This window comes from Devosia sp. J20-27 (genome assembly GCF_055808595.1).
Genome location: NZ_CM147875.1, coordinates 2,164,427 through 2,188,000 on the forward strand (window position 1 = coordinate 2,164,427; position 23,574 = coordinate 2,188,000).

Sequence of the window (23,574 nt, forward strand, 5' to 3'; positions counted from 1 at the left end):
CGGGAGAGGTTGGCCGTGCGTGGGGTGAGGTTGGCGGCGTGGGTGAGGCTGGTGCGCCGGCTCGCCTGATGCGCGGCATCGCCCCCTCGCCAGCCTTCCCCGCAAGGGGGAGGATGTTCGTCGGTGGTTGGGGGGAGGTTGGCCTTCAGTCGGGGAGCATGGCGCGGAGGCGCAGCTCGGCAATGCGTTCGACCTGTTTGCAGGCAGTGGTGAATTCGGCTTGCCGGTCATTGGCGAGGCGCGCCTCGAACGCTGCGAGGATCTGGGCCTTGGTATTGTCGCGGACGGCGATGATGAAGGGGAAGCCGAATTTTGTCTGATAGGTGTCGTTGAGTTCGGTGAATTTCTGCCGCTCCGCGTCGGTCAGGGCGTCGAGCCCGGCGGCGGCCTGTTCGCTGCTGGAGGCCTGGGTCAGACGCTTGGCGGCGGCCAGCTTGCCGGCGAGATCGGGGTGGGCCTTGAGGACCTCGAGTTTTTCCTCGTCGCTGGCGGACCGGAATACCTGGCTCATGACGGCATGCAGACCGGTGGCCGTGTCATGGGCCGGACCAAGCTCGCGCTTGTGGGCGCGGCTGGCGACCCATTCGGAATGCTCGAAGATATTGCCGAAGAGGGCGGTGAAATCGTCGAGCTCCAGAGTAGAGGGGCGGTTGTCCTGCGCCACATAGGGGTGTTCGCGCAGCCAGTGATCGGCGATGTCGATGCGCTTGGCGATCCACACCTTCTGCTTGCCCATAATGTAGTCGACGAAGCGCTTGAGCCCAGCAAAGCGTCCCGGCATGCCGACGAGGCGGCAGTGCAGGCCGACCGACATCATCTTGGGTGAACCGGCTTCGCCCTCGTCCCAGAGCACGTCAAAACTGTCCTTCAGCAGCTGGAAATACTCTTCGCCATTGGCAAAGCCCGAGGCGGTGGTGAAGCGCATGTCGTTGGTGGCGAGCGAATAGGGGATGATCAGCTGCGGCGAGCCGAAATGCTCGCGATAGTAGGGCAGGTCGTCGTCATAGGTGTCGGACACGTAGGTGAAGCCACCTTCCTCCGAGGCGAGGTCGACGGTGTTGATCGAAGTGCGGCCGCAATACCAGCCGGTGGGGCGGGCGCCGATGACTTCGGTGTGCAGGCGCACCGCCTCGTGCAGGTCGCGGCGTTCGTGCTCGATATCGTGGTCGCGGTAGTCGATCCATTTGAGGCCGTGGCTGGCGACCTCCCAGCCTGCGTCCAGCATGGCCCTGACCTGCTGCGGCGAGCGCTGCAGCGCGGTGGCGACGCCATAGACGGTGACCGGCAGGTTCAGCCCGGTGAAGAACCTGTGCAGGCGCCAGAAGCCGGCACGCGCGCCGTACTCGTACATCGACTCGACGTTCCAGTGGCGCTTGCCCGGCCAGGGGGCGGCGCCGATGACGTCGACGAGAAAGGCTTCCGACGCGACGTCGCCGTGCAGGATGTTGTTTTCGCCACCCTCCTCGTAGTTGAGGACGAACTGGACCGCGACATTGGCGCCGCCGGGCCAGTTGGCATGCGGCGGGTTGGGGCCGTAGCCGAGCATGTTGCGGGGGTAGCGCATGAAGGAACCTCACTGTGGTCGTCGCAAATGTATCGCTGGCAAGAGGGCTTGGCGCAAGTCAGCTCAAAAATCGACCAGTTGGTAAAAAATAGGCAGTACCCCCCTTTCAAGGTGACAGTTTTTTGTCGATAGTCGGTCGACAGGAGCGTCTCCCGGTCAGCAGCCAAGGGTTGCGTGACCGTCGGGACGCCCCGGCGTGGCAGAGGATTTTTCGACGATGGCGGGTACCGGGCGCCTGACAACTCACGTTCTTGATACAACGCATGGCAAGCCCGCCGCTGGCCTGCGCATCGATCTGCTGATGGTGCATGGCGACCACACGCACCACGTGCTGTCGACCTTCACCAATGCCGATGGCCGCACCGACAAGCCGCTGCTCGAGGGCGACCAGTTCCACATGGGGACGTTCGAGCTGATCTTTCACGTCGGCCAGTATTTCGAGCGCATGGGACTCGAACTCGAGCACCAGTTTCTCGACGACGTGCCGGTGCGCTTTTCGATGGGCGATGAAAGCCACTATCACGTGCCGCTGCTGGTCTCGCCGTTTTCATACTCGACCTATCGAGGCAGCTGATGGGCCCGGTGACAACGTCTCTCCGCTTCGTTCTCAATGACGAGGACATTGCTCTCGAGGCGGTGCCGGCGACGCAGACGCTGCTGGATTTTCTGAGGCTCGACAAGCGCCTGCGCGGCTCCAAGGAAGGCTGCGCGGAGGGCGATTGCGGGGCCTGTACGGTGCTGGTCGGGCGGTTGAGCGGCGACGACCTGATTTATGAGACGATCAACGCCTGCATCTGCTTTACCGGCTCGCTGCATGGCACGCATGTGGTGACCATCGAGCATCTCTCCAGGGCCGACGGCCCGCTGCATCCGGTGCAGCAGGCGATGGTGGACCTGCATGGCAGCCAGTGCGGCTTCTGCACGCCGGGCATCGTCATGTCGCTCTACAGCCTCTGGATGCGGGAGCCGAACCCGAGCCAGCTGACGACCGAGCAGGCGCTGCAGGGCAATCTCTGCCGCTGCACCGGCTATGCGCCGATCATCCGCGCCGCCAAGGCGATCTCGAGCTATGGCGAGGCCGCGGCCGATCCGCTGGTGGCGCATCGGGCGGCGATGAAGGAGCGGCTCAAGGCGCTGCACGATGGCATGACGGTGGAGATCGGCAGCGGCAAGGAGCGGCTCTTCGTGCCGGGGACGGCCGATGATCTTGCCGAGATCTATGCGGCCAATCCGGCGGCGACGCTGGTGTCGGGGGCCACGGATGTGGGGCTCTGGGTCACCAAGTTCATGCGCGATATCGGGCCGATGATCTATATCGGCCATCTGACGGACCTCAAGCAGATCGACGAGAGTGGCGCGACGCTCAGGCTGGGTGCCGGGGTGACCTATACCGAGGCGCGGGCGGCGATGGTGCGGCGCTATCCGCAACTGGACGAGCTCTGGATGCGGATCGGCGGCGACCAGGTGCGCAATGCCGGAACCATCGGCGGCAACATCGCCAATGGCTCGCCGATCGGCGACAGCCCGCCGCCGCTGATTGCGCTGGGCGCGAGCGTGACGCTGCGCAAGGGCAGTGCGCGGCGCGAGGTGCGGCTGGAGGATTACTTCATTGCCTATGGCAAGCAGGACCGGCAGCCGGGCGAGTTTGTCGAGAGCATTGCCATTCCGGCGCTGCCGGACGGCGAGCTGTTCGCCTGCTACAAGGTGACCAAGCGGCGCGACGAGGATATCTCTGCGCTGTGCGGAGCATTCCGGGTGAGGGTCGAGGACGGCAGGGTTGCTGCGGCGATCATTGCTTTCGGCGGCATGGCGGCGACGCCGAAGCGGGCAAAGGCCGTGGAAGCGGCGCTCGCGGGCAAGCCGTGGACGACCGAAACGATCGAGGCGGCATTGCCGGCCTTTGCCGAAGACTACCAGCCGATCACCGACATGCGCGCCTCGGCCGAGTACCGGCTGCTGGCGGCGCAGAACCTCTTGCGGCGGTTCCATCTCGAAAGCGCAGGCGAGACTGCCCGGCTGGTGCGGGAGGTGGCATGAACAAGCACTCCGCACTCGATAGCGAGGGCCGGCTGCATAGCTCGACGCCGCATGACTCGGCCGCCAAGCAGGTGGCGGGGCGGGCGGACTATGTCGACGACCTGCCCGAGCCCGAAGGTCTGCTGCACGCCTATCTCGGGCTGTCGACGGTGGCGCATGGCGAGATCGTTTCAATCGATCTCGAGGCGGTGCGGACGGCGCCGGGCGTCGTCGGGGTGCTGACGGCAGACGACGTGCCGGGCGAGAATGATATCAGCTCGGTGCACAAGCATGACGAGCCGGTCTTTGCATCGACGCGCGTGGTCTATCACGGGCAGCCGATCTTTGCGGTGCTGGGGGTGACGCGCGATGCGGCGCGGCGGGCCTCGCGGCTGGCCAAGATCGCCTATCGGGAGCTGCCGCATATCACCAGTGTGGACGCGGCGCTGGCGGCGGGCGGCGCGGAAGTGACCGAACCGCTCAAGCTGGAGCGTGGCGATGTGGCGGCCGGCCTTGCCCGGGCCGAGCACCGCATCAAGGGCCGGACGGTGATCGGCGGGCAGGAACATTTCTATCTCGAGAGCCAGGTCGCCATGGCGATCCCGGGTGAAGACCACGAGATCTATCTCCACTGCTCGACCCAGCACCCGACCGAAATCCAGGTGATGGTGGCGCAGGTGCTGGGCATTGCGCATGCCTCGGTGACGGTCAACATGCGGCGCATGGGGGGCGGCTTCGGCGGCAAGGAAACGCAGGGGAACCTGTTTGCGGTGGTGGCGGCGCTGGCGGCGCGGCTGACCGGCAAGGCCGTCAAGATCCGGCCCGACCGCGACGACGATTTCATGATCACCGGCAAGCGCCACGACTTCGTGGTGGACTACGATGTCGGCTACAATTCGGACGGCAGGATCCAGGCGGTCGACGCGACGTTCGCGGCGCGCTCGGGCTATTCGGCCGATCTTTCGGGTCCGGTAACCGACCGGGCGCTGTTCCATGCCGACAACGCCTACTGGTATCCGGCCGCGCGGTTCCGCTCCAAGCCGCTGATGACCAATACCTGCTCGAATACGGCGTTCCGCGGTTTCGGCGGCCCGCAGGGGATCATCGGGGCAGAGCGCTGGATCGAAGAGATCGCCTATGCGCTGGGCAAGGATCCGCTGGAGATCCGCAAGGCCAATTTCTACGGCACCGATACCGACAACGTGACGCCCTACCACCAGACGGTGGAAGACAACATCATCCACCGGATCGTTGCCGACCTGGAGGAGAGCTCGGACTATCAGGCCCGTCGCCAGGCGGTGCTGGCGTTCAACGCCAAGAACAGGGTGCTCAAGAAGGGCATTGCGCTGTCGCCGGTCAAGTTCGGCATCTCGTTCACGGCCACCTGGCACAACCAGGCCGGAGCCCTGGTGCATGTCTACCGCGATGGCTCGATCCATCTCAGCCATGGCGGCACCGAGATGGGGCAGGGGTTGCACATCAAGGTCGCGCAGGTGCTGGCCGATGCCTTCCACGTGCCGCTCAGCCACGTGCAGATCACCGCGTCCAATACCGGCAAGGTGCCCAACACCTCGGCGACGGCCGCGTCATCGGGAACAGACCTCAATGCCATGGCCGCCTATGATGCGGCGCGGCAGATCCGCGAGCGCATGGAAGCGCATGCGGCGATGATCTACGAAGTGGAACCGAAGGACGTGGCGTGGGAGTTCGGCGGCATTCGTGCCGGGCAGCAGTTCGTGCCGTTCGCCGAACTGTCAACGTCGTGCTGGATGAACCGGGTGCAACTGTCTGCCGCCGGGTTCTACAAGACGCCGAAAATCCACTGGGACCGCGCCACCGGGCGCGGGCGCCCGTTCTACTATTTCGCCTATGGCGCGGCGGCGGCCGAGGTGACCATCGACACGCTGACCGGTGAGTACATCATCGATCGGGCCGATGTGCTCGAGGATGTCGGCCGCTCGCTCAACCCGGCCATCGATATCGGCCAGGTGGAAGGCGGCTTCATCCAGGGCGTCGGCTGGCTGACCACCGAGGAGCTCTGGTGGGATGCCAAGGGCCAGCTGCGCACCCATGCGCCCTCGACCTACAAGATCCCCGTCGCGTCCGACGTGCCACCGATCTTCAATGTCCGGCTGGCCGAGTGGAGCGTCAACAAGGAGCCGGCCATTGGCCGATCCAAGGCGGTGGGCGAGCCGCCGCTGGTGCTGGGCTATTCGGTGGTCGAGGCTCTGTCGATGGCGGTGGCCTCGGTGGCCGACTACAAGCTGCCGCCCCGGCTCGACATGCCGGTGACACCCGAGCGAGTGCTGATGGGCGTCGAACGGATGCGAAAGGGCGGGGCATGATGCCTCTGTGGCGTATCTCCCCCCTCCCGACCTCCCCCGCAAGGGGGGAGGCGCCGGCCGGTGAGCGGGTCGTGACAGTGCCACTTACTCTATTCACACCTCCCCCCTTCGCGGGGGAGGGCGGGAGGGGGGGCGCCGAACGATGACTCTCTCCGTCGCCACGCTCCGCGCATTCCTTGCCGACCGCCCGATGGCCATCGTTGCTGAACTCACTGCCGTCCGCGGTTCCAGTCCGCGCGAGGCGGGGGCGTTCATGCTGATTTCGGCCGGCGACAGCATGGGCACGATCGGCGGCGGGGCGCTCGAATATATGGTGATCGACCGCGCCCGGCAGGTGCTGCGGGACGGTCTGGCGGACGACACGATGGACATACCGCTCGGACCCGAGATCGGCCAGTGCTGCGGCGGGCGCGTGGAGGTGTCGCTGCGACCGGCCGGTGACGGTGCTGCCCTGATGGCGCGCCTGGTTGCCGCCGAAGCGGCACGACCGCATGTGTTCCTGTTCGGTGCCGGGCATGTCGGGCGGGCGCTCGCTGCGGCGCTGCTGCCGCTGCCACTACAGGTGCACGTCATCGATACGCGGCCCGATGAACTCGGTACTCTGCCGCAAGGCGTCGACGCGCAGGCGCTGGCGATGCCGGAAGCGGCGGTGAGGTCAGCGCCGAAAGGCAGCTCCTTCGTCATCCTGACGCATGACCATGCGCTCGACTTCCTGATTGCCGAAGAAGCGCTCAAGCGCACCGATGCGCCCTATGTCGGCATGGTCGGATCGCGCACCAAGCGCGCCAAGTTCCGTTCCTGGTATCTGGCCGAGGCTGGTGGCACGGCCGCTGCTGCCGATCGCCTCGTGCTGCCGATCGGCGGCAAGGCCTTTCCGCAGGGGATTGGGGACAAGCGGCCCGAAGTGATTGCGGCGCTGGCGGCGGCCGAGATTATGGTCCAGATTGGCCGCGGGAAAGCCTCGAGCGCTGCAATGGAGCCGGTCACCGCAATGTCGGGAGCCGACGATGGACGCTGAACTGCCGTACCGGCTGGAGCTGAGGGGGATCACCAAGCGGTTCCCTGGCGTGCTTGCCAATGATTCAGTCAGTTTTGGCGTCCGACCGGGCGCTATCCATGCGCTGCTGGGTGAGAACGGCGCCGGCAAGTCGACGCTGGTCAAGATGATCTATGGCATCATGCAGCCCGATGCCGGCGAAATCCGGTGGAACGGCCAGCCGATCACCGTCGCCAATCCCAAGGCCGCGCGAAAGCTCGGCATCGGCATGGTGTTCCAGCATTTCTCGCTGTTTGAAGCCCTCACCGTGTTCGAGAACATCGCGCTCGGCATGGACGCCAGGATCCCATCGCGCGAGCTCGAAGCGCGGATCACCAGCGTGATGCAGACCTACGGACTGCTGCTCGATCCGCGTCGCGTGGTGTCGACCCTGTCGGTCGGCGAACGGCAGCGCATCGAGATCGTGCGGGCGCTGCTGCTGGACCCCAAGCTCCTGATCATGGACGAGCCGACCTCGGTGCTGACGCCGCAGGAGGTGGAGCAACTGTTCGTGGTGCTGCGCAAGCTGGCGGCCGACGGCTGTTCGATCCTCTACATTTCGCACAAGCTGCATGAGATCAAGGCGCTCTGCGATACGGCGACCATCCTGCGCGGCGGCAAGCTGGTCGATACCTGCGACCCCAAGGCTGAAACCTCGCGGTCGATGGCCGAAAAGATGATCGGGGCGGGGCTCAAGGACATCGTGCGGGCGCCGGGGCGGTCGATCGGCGAACCCAAGCTCGTGGTGTCGCATCTGTCCTCGACCAAGACAGGACATTTCGACGTCGCGGTCGACGATGTCAGCTTTTCGGTACGGGCCGGCGAAATCCTCGGCATCGCGGGTGTCGCGGGCAACGGGCAGAACGCCCTGCTCGACGCGCTGAGCGGCGAGGTGCCCAGCGACGACAAGGACGCCATCACGATCGACGGTTTCCCGCTCGGCCTGCTCGATACCACGGGACGGCGGAAGCATGGACTGTGCGCCGTGCCGGAAGAGCGCAACGGTCATGCGGCGGTGGGCGATTTCACGCTGTCGGACAACTCGGTGCTGACGGCACGCGACCGGCTGCAGATGGTGGTCATGGGACTGATCAATTCGGGTGCGGCCAAGACCTATACCGGGCGGGTGATCGCCGAGTTCGCGGTCAAGGCACTGGGGCCGGCCTCGACGGCGGGGTCGCTGTCGGGTGGCAACCTGCAGAAGTACATCATGGGCCGCGAAATCCTGCAGCGGCCGACCGTGCTGGTCGTCAGCCAGCCCACCTGGGGCGTCGATGCCGGCGCCGCCGCGGCGATCCATCAGGCGCTGGTGGACCTTGCCGCCGAAGGCTCGGCCATCGTCGTCATCAGCCAGGATCTCGACGAGCTGCTGGCGCTTTGCGACACGCTGGCGGTGATCAATGGCGGGCGACTGTCGGACGCGATGAAGGTGGGCGAGGTATCGGTCGAAGAGATCGGCCTGCTGATGGGTGGCGTCCATGGCGCCAAGGCGGAGGTTACGCATGCAGTTCCGGCTTGAGAAGCGCCCCGAACCCAGCCGCACCATGCTCTATGCGACCCCGGTCGCGGCTGTGCTGCTCACCATGCTGGTGGGCGGACTGGTGTTCACGCTGATCGGCTATGACGGCATTGGCGCGGTGCGCGAGATCTTCCTGACGCCGCTGACCAACCCCTACAAGTGGCAGGACCTCTGCATCAAGGCGGCACCGCTGATCATCATCGGCGTGGGTCTCTCGATCGCCTATCGCGCCAATGTCTGGAACATCGGCGCCGAGGGTCAGTATGTGATGGGCGGCCTCGCCGGCACGGGCGTGGCGCTGGCCACCTATGGCATGACGGGCTGGTGGATCCTGCCGCTGATGGTGATCGCCGGTGTGCTCGGCGGTGCGGCCTACGCGGCGATCCCGGCGCTGCTGCGGACGCGGCTCAAGGTCAACGAGATCCTGACGTCGCTGATGCTCACCTATGCCTCGGTGCAACTGATCTACTATCTGGTGCGGGCGCCGTGGAAGGACCCGATGGGCATGGGCTTTCCGCAGACGCGGCGCTTCGCGGCGGAAGCGCTGCTGCCCAACATCATCCCCGGCACGATCGTGCACCTGGGTGTGCCGATCGCCATCGCTGTGGCGCTGATCGCCTGGTTCATCATGTCGCGCTCGGTGTTCGGCTACCAGATGCGGGTGGTCGGCGCGGCGCCGCATGCGGCGCGCTATGGCGGGTTCTCGGAAAACAAGACGATCTGGCTGGCGTTCCTCGTCAGCGGCGCGCTGGCCGGCCTCGCCGGGGTGCTCGAAGTGGCCGGACCGTTCCAGCGTATGGTGCCCGGCTTTCCGACCAATTACGGGTTCACCGCCATCATCGTGGCGTTCCTCGGACGGCTCAATCCGCTGGGCGTCGTGTTTGCCGGCATCGTGCTGGCCATCACCTTCGTGGGCAGCGACCTGGCACAGACGACCATCGGGCTGCCCAATGCGGCGGCCGGCATCTTCCAGGCCATGGTGCTGTTCTTCCTCCTCGCCGGGGATATCCTCGTGCGCTTCCGGCTCAAGCGCGTCAGACCGCAGCAGGTGGAGGCGCACACATGAGCACCGAACTTCTCATTGCCTTCACCATCACGGTGATCGGGGCCGCGACACCGATCCTGATTGCGGCGCTCGGCGAACTGGTGGTGGAGCGGTCGGGCGTGCTCAACCTCGGCGTCGAGGGCATGATGCTGGTCGGGGCCATCACAGGCTTTGCCGTGGTCTTCCTCACCGGCAACCACTACCTGGCGCTGCTCATTGCGGCGGCCGCGGGGGTGGGGACATCGCTGATCTTCGGCTTTTTGACCCTCAGCCTCTCGGCCAACCAGACGGCCACGGGACTGGCGCTGACCATTTTCGGCACCGGCTTTTCGGCCCTTGCCGGCAAGGGCTTCAGCGCCAAGCCGGTGACGCTGATGCAGCCGCTGTTTCCGCCCGAACTGGCTGCCGATCCGGTGTGGCGGGTGATTTTCGGCTACAACCCGCTGGTCTATTTCTCGTTGATCATGGTGGTTGCGGTCTGGTGGTTCCTGACGCGGACGCGCGCCGGGCTGATCCTGCGTGCGGTGGGCGAGAATGACCTGTCGGCCCACTCGATCGGCTATTCGGTGATCGGCGTGCGCTATATGGCGGTGATGTTCGGCGGCGCCATGGCGGGCATTGCCGGCGCCTGTTTCCCGCTGCTACTGACGCCGCAATGGGCCGAGCGGATGACAGCCGGGCGCGGCTGGATCGCGGTGGCGCTGGTGGTCTTTGCCTCGTGGCGGCCGTTCCGGCTCTGGGCCGGCGCCTATCTCTTCGGTCTCGTCATGACCATGGAGCTCTATGCCAAGGCCGGCGGTGGACCGCTGGCCGCTATCCCCGCCGAACTGTGGGCGGCGCTGCCCTACCTTGCCACGGTGATCGTGCTGGTGCTGATCTCGATCCGTCGCGACAGCACCACCAGTGCGCCCGCCTGCCTCGGCAAGCCCTTCATCCCGACCAGTTGAGGGACGAGCAACGTCCCCGAACCTTCGCGACTATCACTGAACACGTCATGCAGGAGAGAAACAGATGACCGTTCTAAACCGCCGTACCATCCTGAAGACCGGCGCCGCCGCCGCGGCGCTGCCGCTGCTCGGCTCCCGGGCCTTCGCCCAGGCCGAGCCCCTGAAGGTCGGCTTCATGCTGATCGGTACGCCCAACGACAATGGCTGGAACTTCGGCCATGCCACCGGCGCCAAGTACATGAAGGACACGCTGGGCGATCTGGTTGCCGAGCCGACCATCGTCGAGGGCGTGCCGGAAGGCCCGGACGCGGAACGCGTGCTGCGTGAGCTGGCCCAGTCCGGGCACAAGCTGATCTTTGCGACCAGCTTCGGCTATGGCGACTATGTCATCAAGGTTGCCCAGGAATTCCCGGACGTGAAGTTCGAGCATGCCACCGGCTACCAGCGCTCGGACAATGTCGCGACCTACAACGCCCGCTTCCATGAAGGTCGTGCGGTGTGCGGCACGATCGCCGGCCATCTCTCCAAGACCGGCAAGGCGGGCTATATCGGCTCGTTCCCGATCCCCGAAGTGGTGATGGGCATCAATGCCTTCGTGCTCGCTGCGCGCAAGGTCAATCCGGACTTCACCATCACCCCGGTCTATATCTCGACCTGGAACGACCCGGCCAAGGAAGCCGACGCCGCCCGCGCCATGATCGACCAGGGTATCGACATCATTGCCCAGCACACCGATGGTCCGGCGGCCCTGCAGGTTGCCGAAGAGCGCGGCATTGTTGGCGGCTTCGGCCAGGGTGCCGACATGTCGGCCTTTGCGCCCAAGGCGCAGCTGACCTCGATCATCGACTGGTGGGGCCCCACCTACGTCCAGTCTGCCCAGGCCGTGATCGACGGCACCTGGACCAGCGCCGACCGCTGGCCGGGCCTGAAGGAAGGCGAAGTGGTGATCGGGCCCTATAACGAGTTCATCCCTGCCGACGTCGTGGCTGCTGCCGAAGCGGTCAAGAACGGCCAGATCGATGGCTCGTTCAACATCTTCACCGGCCCGATCAACGACCATACCGGCGCAGAAAAGGTCGCTGCCGGCGTGGTGATGACCGACGGCGAGTTGCTGAGCATGGACTGGTATGTCGAAGGCGTCATTCCTCCGGCTTGACGTGATGTGATCGGGGGCGGGCCCGGTGGCTCGCCCCTCTCTTGCATGCCCGACCCACACGGGCGTGGACCACGACGTAGGCAGGATCTCGGCGCATGACCGATTATGCAATCTTCTGGGAATGGCTGAGCTTTGCGGCGCGGTGGACGCATGTGATCACGGCCATCGCCTGGATCGGTTCGAGCTTTTATTTCATCGCGCTCGATCTTGGTCTGCGCAAGACGCCGAGCCTGCCGCCGCTGGCGCATGGCGAGGAATGGCAGGTGCATGGCGGCGGCTTCTACCACATCCAGAAATATCTGGTGGCGCCGGAGTTCCTGCCCGAGCACCTGACCTGGTTCAAGTGGGAGAGCTATGCGACCTGGCTCTCGGGGTTCTCGCTGCTGGTCATCGTCTACTATGTCGGGGCCGATCTCTTCCTGATCGACCGGCATGTGCTCGACATCGCGGCCTGGCAGGCGATCGGCATCTCGATGGCCTCGATCGTGGTCGGCTGGGTGCTCTATGACAGGCTCTGCAAGTCGAAGATCGGCGAGTCCACCTTCGGGCTGATGCTGGTGCTGTTCGTCATCCTCACCGCGATGGCGTGGATCTATACGCAACTGTTCACCGGCCGCGCGGCGATGCTGCACATGGGCATTTTCACCGCGACGATCATGACCGCCAATGTTGCGGCCATCATCATTCCGAACCAGACGATCGTTGTTGCCGATCTCAAGGCCGGGCGGGTGCCCGACGCCAAGTACGGCAAGATCGCCAAGCAGCGCAGCCTTCACAACAACTACCTGACCCTGCCGGTCATTTTCTTCATGCTGTCGAGCCATTACCCGCTGTTCTTTGCAACGGAGTGGAACTGGGTGATCGCCGCGCTGATCTTCCTCGAGGGCGCCATCATCCGGCACTGGTTCAACACCCGGCATGCGCGCAAGGGCAACCCGCACTGGACGTGGCTGGCGGCGGTGGTGATCTTCATCTTCATTGCCTGGCTGTCCTCGGCGCCCAAGCTCGGCGAGGACCGGGAAGCGCTGCCCAGCGCGACGGCGGCCGCCTACATGGCGTCGCCGCGCTTTGCCGAGGTGACCAATGCGGTGGTCGGGCGTTGCTCGATGTGCCACTCGGCCAATCCCAGCTGGGACGGCATCCACGAAGCGCCCAAGAATGTGCATCTCGACAGCGAGGTTGCCGTGGCCAACCACGCGCGGGAGATTGCGCTGCAGGCCGGCTACAGCCACGCCATGCCACCGGGCAATGCCACCGAGATCACGCCCGAGGAGCGGGCACTGATCGTGGCCTGGTTCCGCGAGGGCTCGGCGCAATGACGACGATCCTGCGCGGTCGCGTCCTGACCTTTGTGGAGGAACCGCAGGCGGTCGACGACAGCTCAAGCTACCGGTTGTGGGACGACGGGATGGTCGAGATCGACGGCGGCAAGGTCGTCGCGGTCGGCCCCTATGCGGCCAGAGAGGGGGTCGAAGTCATCGACCACCGGCCCAATCTGATCCTGTCGGGGTTGATCGATCCGCATATCCATTTTCCACAGATGCAGGTGATCGGCTCCTATGCCGCGAACCTGCTCGAGTGGCTCAATACCTATACGTTCGTGGAAGAGCAGAGGTTTGCGGACGAGGCGCACTCGACCCGCATCGCCTCGCTGTTCTTCGACGAACTGGTGCGGCATGGCACGACAACCGCCGCCGCCTATTGCTCGGTGCATCCGAACTCGGCCGATGCGTTTTTCAGCGAGGCGGAAAAGCGCAATATGCTGATGGTGGGGGGCAAGGTGATGATGGACCGCAATGCCCCTCCGGGCCTGCGCGATACGCCGCAGTCGGGCTATGACGACACCAAGGCGGGGATTGCCAGATGGCACGGCAAGGGCCGCGCCCGCTACGCCATCACGCCGCGCTTTGCCATTACCTCGACGCATGAGCAGATGGCCATGGCCGAGGCGCTGGCCAAGGAATTCCCGGACCTGCACATTCAGACGCATGTGTCGGAGAACCTCGCCGAGATCGCTTTTGCCAACGAGCTGTTTCCAAACTACGGCGACTATGTCGGCATCTACGAGAAGTTCCATCTGCTTGGCCCCAAGACGCTGCTCGGGCATGCCATCCACCTGTCGCATCGCGAGACGGAAGTGCTGGCGGAGACGCGCTCGGTGGCGGTGTTCTGTCCGACGTCGAACCTGTTTATCGGTTCGGGCCTGTTCGACTACGCGCGGCTGCATGAGCACGGCGTGCGCATCGCGGCGGCGACCGATGTCGGCGGCGGCACCAGCTACTCGATGCTGCAGACCATGGACGAGGGCTACAAGGTGCTGCAACTGCGCGGCCAGCGGCTGACGCCGCTGCGCTCGTTCTTCCACATGACGCTCGGCAATGCCCGGGCGATGTCGCTCGAGGACGAGATCGGCAGTATCGAGGCGGGCAAGTCGGCCGATCTCGTGGTGCTCGACGCCCGCGCCACGCCGCAGATGCGGCTGCGCATGGAGACGGTGGAGACGCTGTCTGAGGAACTGTTCCTGCTGCAGACCTGCGGCGACGACCGGGCGGTGGCGGAGACTTATGTGGCGGGCAAGCCGCTCAAGTCCGCACTGCCGGTCTAGCTCATCCGGGTGTAGATGCTCTCGGCCCGGAAGGTGGGGTCGAGCCGGAAGCGATGGTCGGCGGGCGGGTGGGCGCGCTGGTCGCAATCGAGGCGCGGGCAGACCCGACAGCCGGCGCCGATCGGCACGATGTGGCTGGCATTGGAGAGGTCGATCCCGTCCGAATAGACCATCTGCCGCGCGTGCTCGATGCGGCAGCCCAGCCCGATCGAAAGGTGGCGGCGCTGCGCGTTGTGCCGGTAGTCACCCTTGGTGATGCTCCGGGCGATGCAGAAATAGGTCTCGCCGTCGGGTAGTTGGGAGAGCTGCACGTTGACCTCGCCCGGCCTCAAAAAGGCCGAGTAGACATTCCAGCGCGGGCAGGCACCGCCGTGCCGCGGAATGGCGAGGCCGGAAAGCGAGAAGCGCTTGGAGATATTGCCGGCGATGTCGGTGCGCACGAGATGCAGCGGAATGCCCTGCATGCCCGGGCGCTGCAGGGTGGTCAGCCGATGGCAGACCTGCTCGAAGCTGGCGTCGAAGCGACGGGCGAGCCGCTCGATGTCGTAGCGGCAATCGCGGGCGGCGCGCAGGAAGGGCTCATAGGGCATCATCAAGGCCGCGGCGAAATAGGAGGCGAGCACGTTCTCGGCGAGCACCGGCGCATCGGCCTGCGGCAGCCGGGAGGCGAGGATGATGCTGTCGATCTCGGCTGCGGCGACGCGGGTGGCGAGGAAGTGGGCCGTGGTAAAGAGAGCGCTCTCGGCTGGGAGGATGTCGGCGACCTCGAGCCGACGCCCGTCGGGACTGACGCGGCGGGCCAGGTGGTGGGGCAGGGAGGCCAGCTCCCAGCTCATGCCCAGCACATTGGCGAGCCACGATTTCATCCCCGATGCCAATCCTTCACCGGAGGCGTCGATATCGGCGCGGACGCGCTGTGCTGCCGCCTCGAGCTCGGGGAAGTGGTTGGCGCTCTCCTGGATGAAGTCCGAGATGGCTTCGGTGGCGGGGTGATCGGCGGCGCCGGCCGGATCGTTGCCGACGACCTGCATGCGGGCGTCCGCCAGCTGGCGATAGCGATCAAACAGGCGCAGCACGGCGCGTCCGGCCACGGGATTGGAAGCGGCGAGGTCGCGGATTTCCTGATTGGTGATGTCATCGTCGGCAAAGAGCTCGTCGCTGAACACCTGCATGAGGTCGCTGGCGATCTGTGTATCGTCGCTTTCGACGAGCTCGCCGGGTTCCAGGCCGAAAAAGCCGGCCAGCTTGAACAGCAACGGCACGGTGACGCGGCGACGGTTGTGCTCGATGAGGTTGAGGTAGCTGGCGGAAATGCCCATGGCGGCTGCGAGCTCGATCTGGGGCAGGGCCCGCTGCCGACGCAGTCGCCGCACCTTGTCGCCAACCTTGGCCTCGCTCATCTCCATTTACAAAACTTTACAGAATTCATCGGGCCAGTTTCCAGAATTTTCAGCTCAACACAGTGAGTTCTGTTCGCATCTTGCCTCGAAGGCCGATGTTGTCAATGATTTACAGCATTCGATATCAGGAGGAATATCAGATGCTCGATCGCAGAGAAGACAATGCCCGGCCGTCGCAATTCGCCGCGCCAGAATGGGCACCCGACCGTTGGGACAGTATCGACCGCGACTATGGTCCCGAGGATGTGGCGCGTCTGGCGGGCAGCCAGCCGGTGCAGCATACGCTGGCAGATCACGGCGCCCGGCGGCTATGGGAGCTGCTGCACAGCGAGGACTACGTGCCGACGCTGGGCACATTCACCGGCAACCAGGCCGTGCAGCAGATCAAGGCCGGGCTCAAGGCCATCTACCTCTCCGGCTGGCAGGTGGCCGCCGATGCCAACAGCTCGGGCAACATGTATCCCGACCAGAGCCTCTATCCGGTCGACAGTGTTCCCTCGGTGGTCCGCCGCATCAACAAAGCGCTGCAGCGCGCCGACCAGATCGAGACCATGGAGCGGCTCGACGGCACGGGCACGGCCAAGACCGAATGGATGGTGCCGATCATTGCCGATGCCGAAGCCGGCTTCGGCGGCGCGCTCAATGCCTTCGAACTGATGAAGGCCATGATCGAGGCCGGTGCGGCGGCCGTGCATTTCGAGGATCAGCTGGCATCGGAAAAGAAGTGCGGGCACCTGGGCGGCAAGGTGCTGGTGCCGACACGCACCTTCGTCAAGACTCTCAACGCCGCGCGACTGGCAGCGGACGTGTCGGGCGTGGCGACGCTGATCATGGCGCGCACCGATGCCGAAGCGGCACGACTGATCACCTCGGACATCGACGAGGCGGATGCGCCGTTTGTCACCGGCGAGCGTACCGAGGAGGGGTTCTATGTGCTCAAGGGCGGCTTCGAGTGTGCCATTGCGCGGGGTCTGGCCTATGCGCCTTATGCCGATCTGGTCTGGTGCGAGACCTCGACGCCGAGCCTGGCCGATGCGAAGCGCTTCGCCGAGGCGATCCGCAAGCAGTACCCCGACCAGATGCTCGCCTATAACTGCTCACCCTCGTTCAACTGGGCCAAGCATATGGGCGAGGCGGAAATGGCCGCGTTCCAGCGTGAGCTGGGGGCGATGGGCTACAAGTACCAGTTCATCACCCTGGCCGGTTTCCACAACCTGAGCCTGACGACCTTCGAGCTGGCGCGTGGCTATCGCAAGGAGGGCATGGCCGCCTACTCGCGCCTGCAGCAGGCCGAGTTCGCCGCCGAGACACACGGTTTTTCGGCCATCCGCCACCAGCGCGAGGTCGGAACCAGCTATTTCGACGCCGTGTCGATGGCGGTGAGCGGCGGTCGCAGTGCCACGACGGCGATGGCGCACTCGACCGAGCAGGCGCAATTCTAGGCCAAAGGCACTCTCTGCCCTTCACGTGACCCGCGGCTGACGCTAGGGTCCGGTATGACTATCACCGGCGGGCATGGCCCGCCGGTTGCGTTGAGAGGATGTGGGATGTCGAACTATGTGCAACGCGGCGGCCTGAGCGTCGACGGCGGAATTGTCGATTTCGTCGAGAAGGAAGCACTGCCTGGGACGAAGGTGGCGCCGGAGGCTTTCTGGGAGGGACTGGCGGCACTGGTGGCGGAGTTCATGCCGCGCAACCGCCATCTGCTGGCCATTCGCGACCGGATGCAGAGCCAGATCGATGACTGGCACCGCGACAACGGGCCGGTGGCCAGCAATCCGGCCGGCTATGAGCGGTTTCTGCGCGACATCGGCTACCTGGTCGACGAGCCCAAGGATTTCAGCATCGAGACGGTGGGGCTCGACCCCGAGATCTCGTCAATCTGCGGCCCGCAGCTGGTGGTGCCGGTTTCCAATGCGCGCTATGCGCTCAACGCCGCCAATGCGCGCTGGGGCAGCCTCTATGACGCGCTCTACGGCACCGACGCGGTGTCGCGCGAGGGCGAGCTGGCGCCGGGCAAGGGGTTCAACCCCAAGCGCGGCGCGGCGGTGGTCGTCGCTGCCGCGGCGTTCCTCGACGAGGCGTTTCCGTTGGCCAAGGGCAGCCACCGCGACGTGACGGCCTATGTGGTGGCCGAAACCGGCCGCACGGGTGCGCTGGCCATCGACACGACAGGCGGCCCCACCAAGCTCAAGGACCCGGCGCAGTTCGTCGGGTATGCACGCGACGGGCAGGGCGCCCGCATCCTGCTGCGCCACCATGGCCTGCATGCCGAGCTGGTGATCGACAAGGGGCACCCGATCGGCATGACGCATGCCGCCGGGCTGGCAGACGTGGTGCTGGAGGCGGCGCTGACCACCATCCAGGACTGCGAGGACTCGGTTGCGGCGGTCGATGCCGAGGACAAGATCGGCGTCTATCGCAACTGGCTGGGGCTGATGAACGGCACGCTGGTCGAGACCTTCGAAAAGGGCGGCAAGCCGCTGACGCGGCGGCTGAACCCCGACCGCACGTACAAGGGCGTACGCGGCGAGACACTGACGCTCAAGGGACGGGCACTGCTGCTGGTGCGCAATGTCGGCCATCTGATGACCACCAGGGCCGTGCTCGATACCGATGGCAATCCGATCGGCGAAGGGCTGCTCGATGCGGCGGTGACGGTGCTCTGCGCGCTGTCGGACAAGGTCAACTCGACGACCGGCGCCATCTATATCGTCAAGCCGAAGATGCACGGGCCGGACGAGGTGGCGTTTGCTTGCGAGATCTTCGGCGCCGTAGAAAAGATGCTCGGCATCGCGCCGCGCTCGATCAAGATCGGCATCATGGACGAGGAGCGGCGGACCTCCGCCAATCTGAAGGCGGCGATCCATGCGGCGCGCGACCGCATCTTCTTTATCAATACCGGTTTCCTCGACCGGACCGGCGACGAGATCCACACCTCGATGGAGGCCGGGCCGGTGCTGCGCAAGGACGACGTGAAGTCGGAGCGCTGGATCCAGGCCTATGAGGATCGCAATGTGCTGATCGGGCTGAGCTGCGGGCTGTCGGGCAAGGCGCAGATCGGCAAGGGCATGTGGGCGCGGCCGGACGACATGGCGGCCATGCTGCAGGCCAAGATCGGCCATCCCAATTCCGGTGCCAACACGGCCTGGGTGCCGTCACCGACAGCGGCGACGCTGCATGCGCTGCACTATCACGAGGTCGATGTGTTCGAGGCGCAGAAGCGGCGGCACAACCAACCGACGCCGACGCTGGGCGAACTGTTCTCGATGCCTGTCCTCGACCCGTCGACGCTGTCGAAGGACGAGATCGTGCGCGAGGTCGAGAACAATGCGCAGGGCATCCTCGGATACGTGGTGCGCTGGGTCGACGAGGGCGTGGGCTGCTCGAAGGTGCCCGACATCAATGATGTGGGGCTGATGGAGGACCGGGCCACCTGTCGCATCAGTTCGCAGGCGATTGCCAACTGGCTGCGCCACGAGGTGGTGTCGGCGGCCGAGGTCGAGGAGATCTTTGCGCGCATGGCGGTGGTGGTCGACAAGCAGAATGCCGGTGACCCGCTGTACCAGCCGATGGCGGGCAATCCGTCCTCGATCGCTTTCCAGGCGGCACTGGCCCTGGCGATGGATGGCGCGAACCAGCCGTCGGGCTACACCGAACCGTTACTGCATGCGGCGCGCGAAAGGGTCAAAGCGGCGCGTTGATGCCCTGCTTTGGCCACACGTGCTGAGCACATCTCTGCATCGGATTCCTTAAGGCCTTTTGTGGAGACGACAGATGACGCAACGCGCGATTGCACTGGCTCTGGTTCTCGGTTGGGCGATGGCGTCGCCGGCGCAGGCGGAGATCGTCATCGGCGATGCGCGCTATGCGGATTCGGAGGCCGACTTCGTCCGCGAGTCGTGCGCCGGGCTGGAAGCGCAGTCGCGCCAGTCGCTGACGTCAGACGTTCCGGACGACATGGAGTCGGCCGACGCGGCCAGCGCCTATGCGCTGGCGCAGCTGCCGTTCACGGTGCGGGATTGCCGCGCTGCGGGCTATCGCTGAGGCGCATGTCGAAGGATGAAATTGCGCGTGGTTGCGTAGGGCGCCGTTCACAATAAAGCCGTGTACAGATTTCTGCGGCAACCAATTTCGGATCGTTCCGTTCTCCCAGCAGGTCACATAATGGCCACTCAAGAACAAAGGAATTGATCATGAAAATCCTTACGATGCTTTCTTCGATTGCTCTCGTTTCGACCATGGCTCTGTCGGGCGGCGCGTTCGCTCAGGCCATGCTTGGCGATATGGAAATTCCGGCCGAGAACCTGGCCTCGTTCCAGGAAAAGTGCGCTGCGATCGGTGTGGCGGCCAACAAGTCGCTGACCAGCGACGAAAGCAACACCGACAGCACGGCGACCGGTAGCACCTCGACGGCTACTGACAGCCCGGACCTCGCCAACGAGGACAATCTCGATCAGCTGCTGGCGTCGATGACGCCCGAGCAGTGCGAGGAAGCCGGCCTGCTCCCGGGCGGCCCGAACAACCTCGCGAACTAAGCGCATCACATCGCATTACATGGATGGCGGGACCTTCGGGTCCCGCCATTTTTCGTTGTCTAGAGTTCGTAGACCGGCAGATGGATGGCGGTGGGGTGGCTCGGATCGTGGAAGATCTCGATGTCGGCCGGCAGCAGCTGCGTCGCCTCGCCGATGGGCTCGTCGGTGCCGGTGTTGCGGGCGAAGCGCGGATGCGCGCCGCTGGCGACCAGCAGCCGCAACTGATGCTTCTCGCGAAAGCAATGGGCGGTGGCGTGCAGCTTGAAGTTGAGCTTCCAGATATCGTCGATGACGGCCGGCGCCGCCGAGGTGACGCGGATCAGGCCGTCGCAGATGTTGGTGGAGACGCCGGCTTCATCGACATCGCAGAGACGGACGAAGAAATCGGCATTGGGCAGCGAGGCGCGGGCGTAGAGCGTGACGCGGACATTGCCCAGGATGGTGACGGGCGTGAACAGCGGCTCCGAGGTGTAACTGAGGACGTCGGCGCGCTTTTCCAGTTTTGCGTTGTCGACCGCACCGGCGCCCTTGAAGGCGAACATGGCGCCGCCAATTGCCGGCGTCGGCTTGCGCGGGTCGTAGGTGTAGCGATCGGGCTCGGAGGCCTTCACCGGGCGCTGCGACAGCACCTTGCCGGGGTGGATGTGCCAGATCTGGGTGTCAGGGAAGGAGGGCGGGAAGCTGTCGAATTCGCGCCATTCATCGAGGCCGGAGACATGGATGCGAACCGGCTTTTCGCGCAGGCCCGTACGGTCGCCGGACAAATGCGTCCGCATCCAGGTCAGCGTTTCCTTGATGCTCTGGGCCTGCATCTCGCTCGACACGTGGGTCCAGGGGCCGATGGTGAGGTAAGGCGTCTGCCCCACATCGACGAGCGTCGTGTAGTCGCGCAGCAACTGGTCGATCATGAAGTCGTACCAGCCGGATATGAAGTGATTGGGCGGCGTGCGCGGGCCCAGCCGGTGTGTGTGGTCGAGGGATTCCCAGAAGGCGTCGTTGTCGACGGCATCGTTCATCCAGCGTTTCCAGAACGGCACGGAATGGCCGGTGACGCGCTTGTCGGCATCGATCAGCGGCAGCTTCATCGAGGCCTTGAGGGTGCGCTGCTCGACGCCGCCGCTGAGCATGTTCATGAACATCTCGGCCGGGTTGCGCCGGATGCCTTCGATGACCTGCAGCCAGGACAGCCAGAGACCGAGATGGAAGGCGCCGCCGGGGAACACCACGGACTTGAACTCGGCACTGGTGACCTTGGTCGACATTGCCGACTGCTTGGGCAGGGCGTCTGAGATGGCCCACTGGGCATAGCCGAGATAGCTCGGCCCGGAGGTGCCCAGACGGCCGTCGAACCAGGGCTGTGACTTGATCCAGCTCAGGGTATCGAGGCCGTCCTCGCGCTCTCGCACCAGCGGATCGAACTCGCCGCCGGACTTGCCGGTGCCGCGGCAGGCCTGCAGCACGACATGAAAGCCGCGCTCGGCGTAGCACTCGGCGACCGTGCCGAAGCCCTTGAGGCCATAAGGGACGCGCATCAGGATGGTGGGGTGCTCGCCCTTGAGCCTGGGCGCGTAGTGGTCTGTGTCGAGCGTGACGCCGTCGCGCATGGGCAGTTTCAGGCCGCGGTGGCGGATGGCGCCGCTCTTGCGCTTGGGCAGGCCGGAGAACTCGGCGAGAACGCGGCTCGACAGGCTCATTCGATCAGACTGAAGGCGTCGACGTCGAACATGCCCATATCCGTGATCTTGAGATGCGGGATCACTGGCAGCGCCAGGAAGGAAACCTGCAGGAAGGGTTCGGGCAGGACGCAGCCGAGGACCATTGCGGCGTCCCGCAGGCGGTGCAGCTTCTCGGCCACCGTCTCGAAGGGCAGCAGGCTGATCAGACCGGCCAGCGGCAGCGCCAGTTCGGCGGTCACTTCCCCATCTTCGGCAACGACAAAGCCGCCGCCCAGGGTAATCAGCCGGTTGACGGCAACAGCCATGTCGGCGTCGCTGGCGCCAACGACGGTGATGTTGTGACTGTCGTGGCCGACCGACGAGGCAATGGCGCCGCGCGTCAGACCGAAGCCGGTGACAAAGCCGCGACCGACATTGCCGTTGCGGCCGTGCCGTTCGATGACCGCAACCTTGATGACGTCGTTGCCGAAATCGGGCTGCAGGCCGCGATCGCCGACCTCGAGCACGGCCGTCTCGCGGCGGGTGATGATCTTGCCCGGGGTGACGCCGATGACGAGGGACTCGTTGCGGCCCGGATTGGCGGGCACGATGAAGGTGTCGGCCGTGACGGGCTTCGCCTTCATCGAGGCCAGGCCTACGGCAGTGACGGGGAAGCGGGATTCGAAGATTTCCGGCCGCACCAGCCGGCCGGCGGTCAGCACATCCGTGACCGAGCAGTCTTCCAGCCGGTCGACCAGCGCGATGTCGGCACGCCAGCCGGGCGCGATCAGCCCGCGATCGGTGAGGCCGAACAGCCGGGCCGCAGAATGGCTGGCGGCACGATAGACGTGGTGCAGCGGCCGGCCCTTGGCGATCAGCCGGCGAATGGACGAGTCGAGGTGGCCTTCCTCGTCAATATCGAGCGGGTTGCGATCATCGGTGCAAAGGGCGACGAAGCTGGAGGTGTTCTCGTCGAGGATTTCGGCGAGGGCATCGAGGTCCTTGCTGACCGAACCCTCGCGGATGAGGATGGCCATGCCCTTGCCCAGTTTTTCGCGCGCTTCGGCAGCGCTTGTCGCCTCGTGGTCGGTGCGGATGCCGGCGGCGAGGTAGCCGTTCAGCGCCATGTCCGAGAGCAGGGGGGCGTGGCCGTCGATGTGGCCGCCCTGGAAGGCGTGGAGCTTGGCGATCATGCCGGGATCGGCCGCGAGCACGCCGGGAAAGTTCATGACTTCGGCAAGGCCAATGACCTTGGCATGATGCCGGAATTTCTCGAGATCGGCGATCTCGAGGCGGGCCCCGGAGGTCTCGAAGGCGGTAGCCGGCACGCAGCTCGACAGATTGACCCGGATATCCATGACCGTGCGTTCGGCGCAGTCGAGGAAATAGCGGATGCCCTCGGCGCCGAGCACGTTGGCAATCTCGTGCGGGTCGCAGATGACGGTGGTGACGCCATAGGGCAGCACGCAGCGGTCGAATTCGAAAGGCGTGATCAGCGAGGATTCAATGTGCAGATGGGTGTCGATGAAGCCGGGGACAGCGAAGCGGTCACCACCCTCGATCAGGCGTTCACCTTCGTAATAGCCATGGGTGCCGACGATGCGGTCGCCGACAATGGCGATGTCGGTATGGGTGACCGCACCGGTGATGACGTCGAGCATGCGGACGTTCTTGACCACGATGTCGGCGGGGACCTCGCCGGCACCGGCCTTGATCATTCGGGTCAGTCGTTCTTTCGAAGGCATGGG

The 23,574-nt window shown here is 65.2% G+C and carries 18 protein-coding genes; 14 read left to right on the forward strand and 4 right to left on the reverse strand.

All coding sequences use genetic code 11. The features are described 5' to 3' along the window. Window positions 1-145: 145 nt before the first annotated feature. Window positions 146-1,564, reverse strand: coding sequence for an allantoinase PuuE (gene puuE, locus AC0L4C_RS10560; RefSeq protein ID WP_473399502.1), 1,419 nt, complete (start codon window positions 1,562-1,564; stop codon window positions 146-148). A 217-nt stretch (window positions 1,565-1,781) separates the two neighbouring features. On the opposite strand from puuE, the gene uraH reads away from it, so the two are divergent. From uraH to guaD, 10 genes are all read left to right on the forward strand, one after another. Continuing rightward, window positions 1,782-2,138, forward strand: coding sequence for a hydroxyisourate hydrolase (uraH, locus tag AC0L4C_RS10565; protein WP_473403501.1), 357 nt, complete (start codon window positions 1,782-1,784; stop codon window positions 2,136-2,138). Continuing rightward, window positions 2,138-3,601 carry a xanthine dehydrogenase small subunit gene (gene xdhA / locus AC0L4C_RS10570; protein ID WP_473399503.1) on the forward strand — a complete coding sequence of 488 codons (1,464 nt, stop codon included), beginning with the start codon at window positions 2,138-2,140 and terminating at the stop codon, window positions 3,599-3,601. The genes uraH and xdhA overlap by 1 nt, the downstream gene beginning before the upstream one ends. Further along, window positions 3,598-5,925, forward strand: a complete 2,328-nt coding sequence (gene xdhB, locus AC0L4C_RS10575) for a xanthine dehydrogenase molybdopterin binding subunit (protein ID WP_473399504.1) — start codon at window positions 3,598-3,600, stop codon at window positions 5,923-5,925. Before xdhA ends, xdhB begins: the two co-directional genes overlap by 4 nt. Window positions 5,926-6,067: 142 nt before the next feature. Next, a complete protein-coding gene (gene xdhC / locus AC0L4C_RS10580; RefSeq protein ID WP_473399506.1) occupies window positions 6,068-6,943 on the forward strand; it encodes a xanthine dehydrogenase accessory protein XdhC in 876 nt (291 codons plus the stop codon). Next, window positions 6,933-8,480, forward strand: a complete 1,548-nt coding sequence (locus AC0L4C_RS10585; RefSeq protein ID WP_473399509.1) for an ABC transporter ATP-binding protein — start codon at window positions 6,933-6,935, stop codon at window positions 8,478-8,480. The genes xdhC and AC0L4C_RS10585 overlap by 11 nt, the downstream gene beginning before the upstream one ends. Next, a complete protein-coding gene (locus AC0L4C_RS10590) occupies window positions 8,464-9,546 on the forward strand; it encodes an ABC transporter permease (protein ID WP_473399510.1) in 1,083 nt (360 codons plus the stop codon). Before AC0L4C_RS10585 ends, AC0L4C_RS10590 begins: the two co-directional genes overlap by 17 nt. Continuing rightward, window positions 9,543-10,472 (forward strand): ABC transporter permease, encoded by a 930-nt coding sequence (locus AC0L4C_RS10595; RefSeq protein ID WP_473399511.1) that lies wholly within the window; start codon window positions 9,543-9,545, stop codon window positions 10,470-10,472. Before AC0L4C_RS10590 ends, AC0L4C_RS10595 begins: the two co-directional genes overlap by 4 nt. Window positions 10,473-10,536: 64 nt before the next feature. Continuing rightward, on the forward strand, window positions 10,537-11,628 hold the full coding sequence (locus AC0L4C_RS10600) for a BMP family ABC transporter substrate-binding protein (protein WP_473399512.1): 1,092 nt from the start codon (window positions 10,537-10,539) through the stop codon (window positions 11,626-11,628). 95 nt (window positions 11,629-11,723) lie between these two features. Beyond that, the gene (locus AC0L4C_RS10605) at window positions 11,724-12,947 is read left to right on the forward strand and encodes a urate hydroxylase PuuD (RefSeq protein ID WP_473399513.1); all 1,224 of its coding nucleotides are present in this window, start codon (window positions 11,724-11,726) and stop codon (window positions 12,945-12,947) included. Continuing rightward, on the forward strand, window positions 12,944-14,233 hold the full coding sequence (gene guaD, locus AC0L4C_RS10610) for a guanine deaminase (RefSeq protein WP_473399514.1): 1,290 nt from the start codon (window positions 12,944-12,946) through the stop codon (window positions 14,231-14,233). The genes AC0L4C_RS10605 and guaD overlap by 4 nt, the downstream gene beginning before the upstream one ends. Here guaD and AC0L4C_RS10615 read toward each other — a convergent pair. Then, window positions 14,230-15,633 (reverse strand): helix-turn-helix domain-containing protein, encoded by a 1,404-nt coding sequence (locus tag AC0L4C_RS10615; RefSeq protein WP_473399515.1) that lies wholly within the window; start codon window positions 15,631-15,633, stop codon window positions 14,230-14,232. The genes guaD and AC0L4C_RS10615 overlap by 4 nt on opposite strands. A 140-nt stretch (window positions 15,634-15,773) precedes the next feature. Here AC0L4C_RS10615 and aceA point away from each other — a divergent pair, with 140 nt between their 5' ends. The 4 genes from aceA (at window position 15,774) to AC0L4C_RS10635 (ending at window position 20,171) form a co-directional block, all read left to right on the forward strand. Further along, on the forward strand, window positions 15,774-17,075 hold the full coding sequence (gene aceA, locus AC0L4C_RS10620) for an isocitrate lyase (protein ID WP_473399516.1): 1,302 nt from the start codon (window positions 15,774-15,776) through the stop codon (window positions 17,073-17,075). A 105-nt stretch (window positions 17,076-17,180) separates the two neighbouring features. Beyond that, window positions 17,181-19,337 (forward strand): malate synthase G, encoded by a 2,157-nt coding sequence (locus AC0L4C_RS10625; protein ID WP_473399517.1) that lies wholly within the window; start codon window positions 17,181-17,183, stop codon window positions 19,335-19,337. A gap of 73 nt (window positions 19,338-19,410) precedes the next feature. After that, a complete protein-coding gene (locus AC0L4C_RS10630) occupies window positions 19,411-19,680 on the forward strand; it encodes a hypothetical protein (protein ID WP_473399519.1) in 270 nt (89 codons plus the stop codon). 149 nt (window positions 19,681-19,829) lie between these two features. After that, window positions 19,830-20,171, forward strand: a complete 342-nt coding sequence (locus AC0L4C_RS10635; RefSeq protein ID WP_473399520.1) for a hypothetical protein — start codon at window positions 19,830-19,832, stop codon at window positions 20,169-20,171. A gap of 59 nt (window positions 20,172-20,230) precedes the next feature. Here AC0L4C_RS10635 and AC0L4C_RS10640 read toward each other — a convergent pair whose 3' ends face one another. Next, window positions 20,231-21,865 carry a CocE/NonD family hydrolase gene (locus tag AC0L4C_RS10640; protein WP_473399521.1) on the reverse strand — a complete coding sequence of 545 codons (1,635 nt, stop codon included), beginning with the start codon at window positions 21,863-21,865 and terminating at the stop codon, window positions 20,231-20,233. Next, window positions 21,862-23,544 carry an adenine deaminase gene (gene ade, locus AC0L4C_RS10645; protein WP_473399522.1) on the reverse strand — a complete coding sequence of 561 codons (1,683 nt, stop codon included), beginning with the start codon at window positions 23,542-23,544 and terminating at the stop codon, window positions 21,862-21,864. The genes AC0L4C_RS10640 and ade overlap by 4 nt, the downstream gene beginning before the upstream one ends. Window positions 23,545-23,574: the final 30 nt, after the last annotated feature.

What these genes read in the sequence shown, in the direction of transcription:
- xdhB (WP_473399504.1), top strand. Translation starts at nt 3,598, where the DNA reads ATGAACAAGCACTCCGCACTCGATAGCGAGGGCCGGCTGCATAGCTCG.
- AC0L4C_RS10640 (WP_473399521.1), bottom strand. Translation starts at nt 21,865, where the DNA reads ATGAGCCTGTCGAGCCGCGTTCTCGCCGAGTTCTCCGGCCTGCCCAAG.
- AC0L4C_RS10615 (WP_473399515.1), bottom strand. Translation starts at nt 15,633, where the DNA reads ATGAGCGAGGCCAAGGTTGGCGACAAGGTGCGGCGACTGCGTCGGCAG.
- AC0L4C_RS10605 (WP_473399513.1), top strand. Translation starts at nt 11,724, where the DNA reads ATGACCGATTATGCAATCTTCTGGGAATGGCTGAGCTTTGCGGCGCGG.
- AC0L4C_RS10630 (WP_473399519.1), top strand. Translation starts at nt 19,411, where the DNA reads ATGACGCAACGCGCGATTGCACTGGCTCTGGTTCTCGGTTGGGCGATG.
- aceA (WP_473399516.1), top strand. Translation starts at nt 15,774, where the DNA reads ATGCTCGATCGCAGAGAAGACAATGCCCGGCCGTCGCAATTCGCCGCG.
- AC0L4C_RS10585 (WP_473399509.1), top strand. Translation starts at nt 6,933, where the DNA reads ATGGACGCTGAACTGCCGTACCGGCTGGAGCTGAGGGGGATCACCAAG.
- puuE (WP_473399502.1), bottom strand. Translation starts at nt 1,564, where the DNA reads ATGCGCTACCCCCGCAACATGCTCGGCTACGGCCCCAACCCGCCGCAT.
- ade (WP_473399522.1), bottom strand. Translation starts at nt 23,544, where the DNA reads ATGATCAAGGCCGGTGCCGGCGAGGTCCCCGCCGACATCGTGGTCAAG.
- xdhA (WP_473399503.1), top strand. Translation starts at nt 2,138, where the DNA reads ATGGGCCCGGTGACAACGTCTCTCCGCTTCGTTCTCAATGACGAGGAC.
- AC0L4C_RS10635 (WP_473399520.1), top strand. Translation starts at nt 19,830, where the DNA reads ATGAAAATCCTTACGATGCTTTCTTCGATTGCTCTCGTTTCGACCATG.
- xdhC (WP_473399506.1), top strand. Translation starts at nt 6,068, where the DNA reads ATGACTCTCTCCGTCGCCACGCTCCGCGCATTCCTTGCCGACCGCCCG.
- AC0L4C_RS10625 (WP_473399517.1), top strand. Translation starts at nt 17,181, where the DNA reads ATGTCGAACTATGTGCAACGCGGCGGCCTGAGCGTCGACGGCGGAATT.
- AC0L4C_RS10590 (WP_473399510.1), top strand. Translation starts at nt 8,464, where the DNA reads ATGCAGTTCCGGCTTGAGAAGCGCCCCGAACCCAGCCGCACCATGCTC.
- AC0L4C_RS10600 (WP_473399512.1), top strand. Translation starts at nt 10,537, where the DNA reads ATGACCGTTCTAAACCGCCGTACCATCCTGAAGACCGGCGCCGCCGCC.
- uraH (WP_473403501.1), top strand. Translation starts at nt 1,782, where the DNA reads ATGGCGGGTACCGGGCGCCTGACAACTCACGTTCTTGATACAACGCAT.
- AC0L4C_RS10595 (WP_473399511.1), top strand. Translation starts at nt 9,543, where the DNA reads ATGAGCACCGAACTTCTCATTGCCTTCACCATCACGGTGATCGGGGCC.
- guaD (WP_473399514.1), top strand. Translation starts at nt 12,944, where the DNA reads ATGACGACGATCCTGCGCGGTCGCGTCCTGACCTTTGTGGAGGAACCG.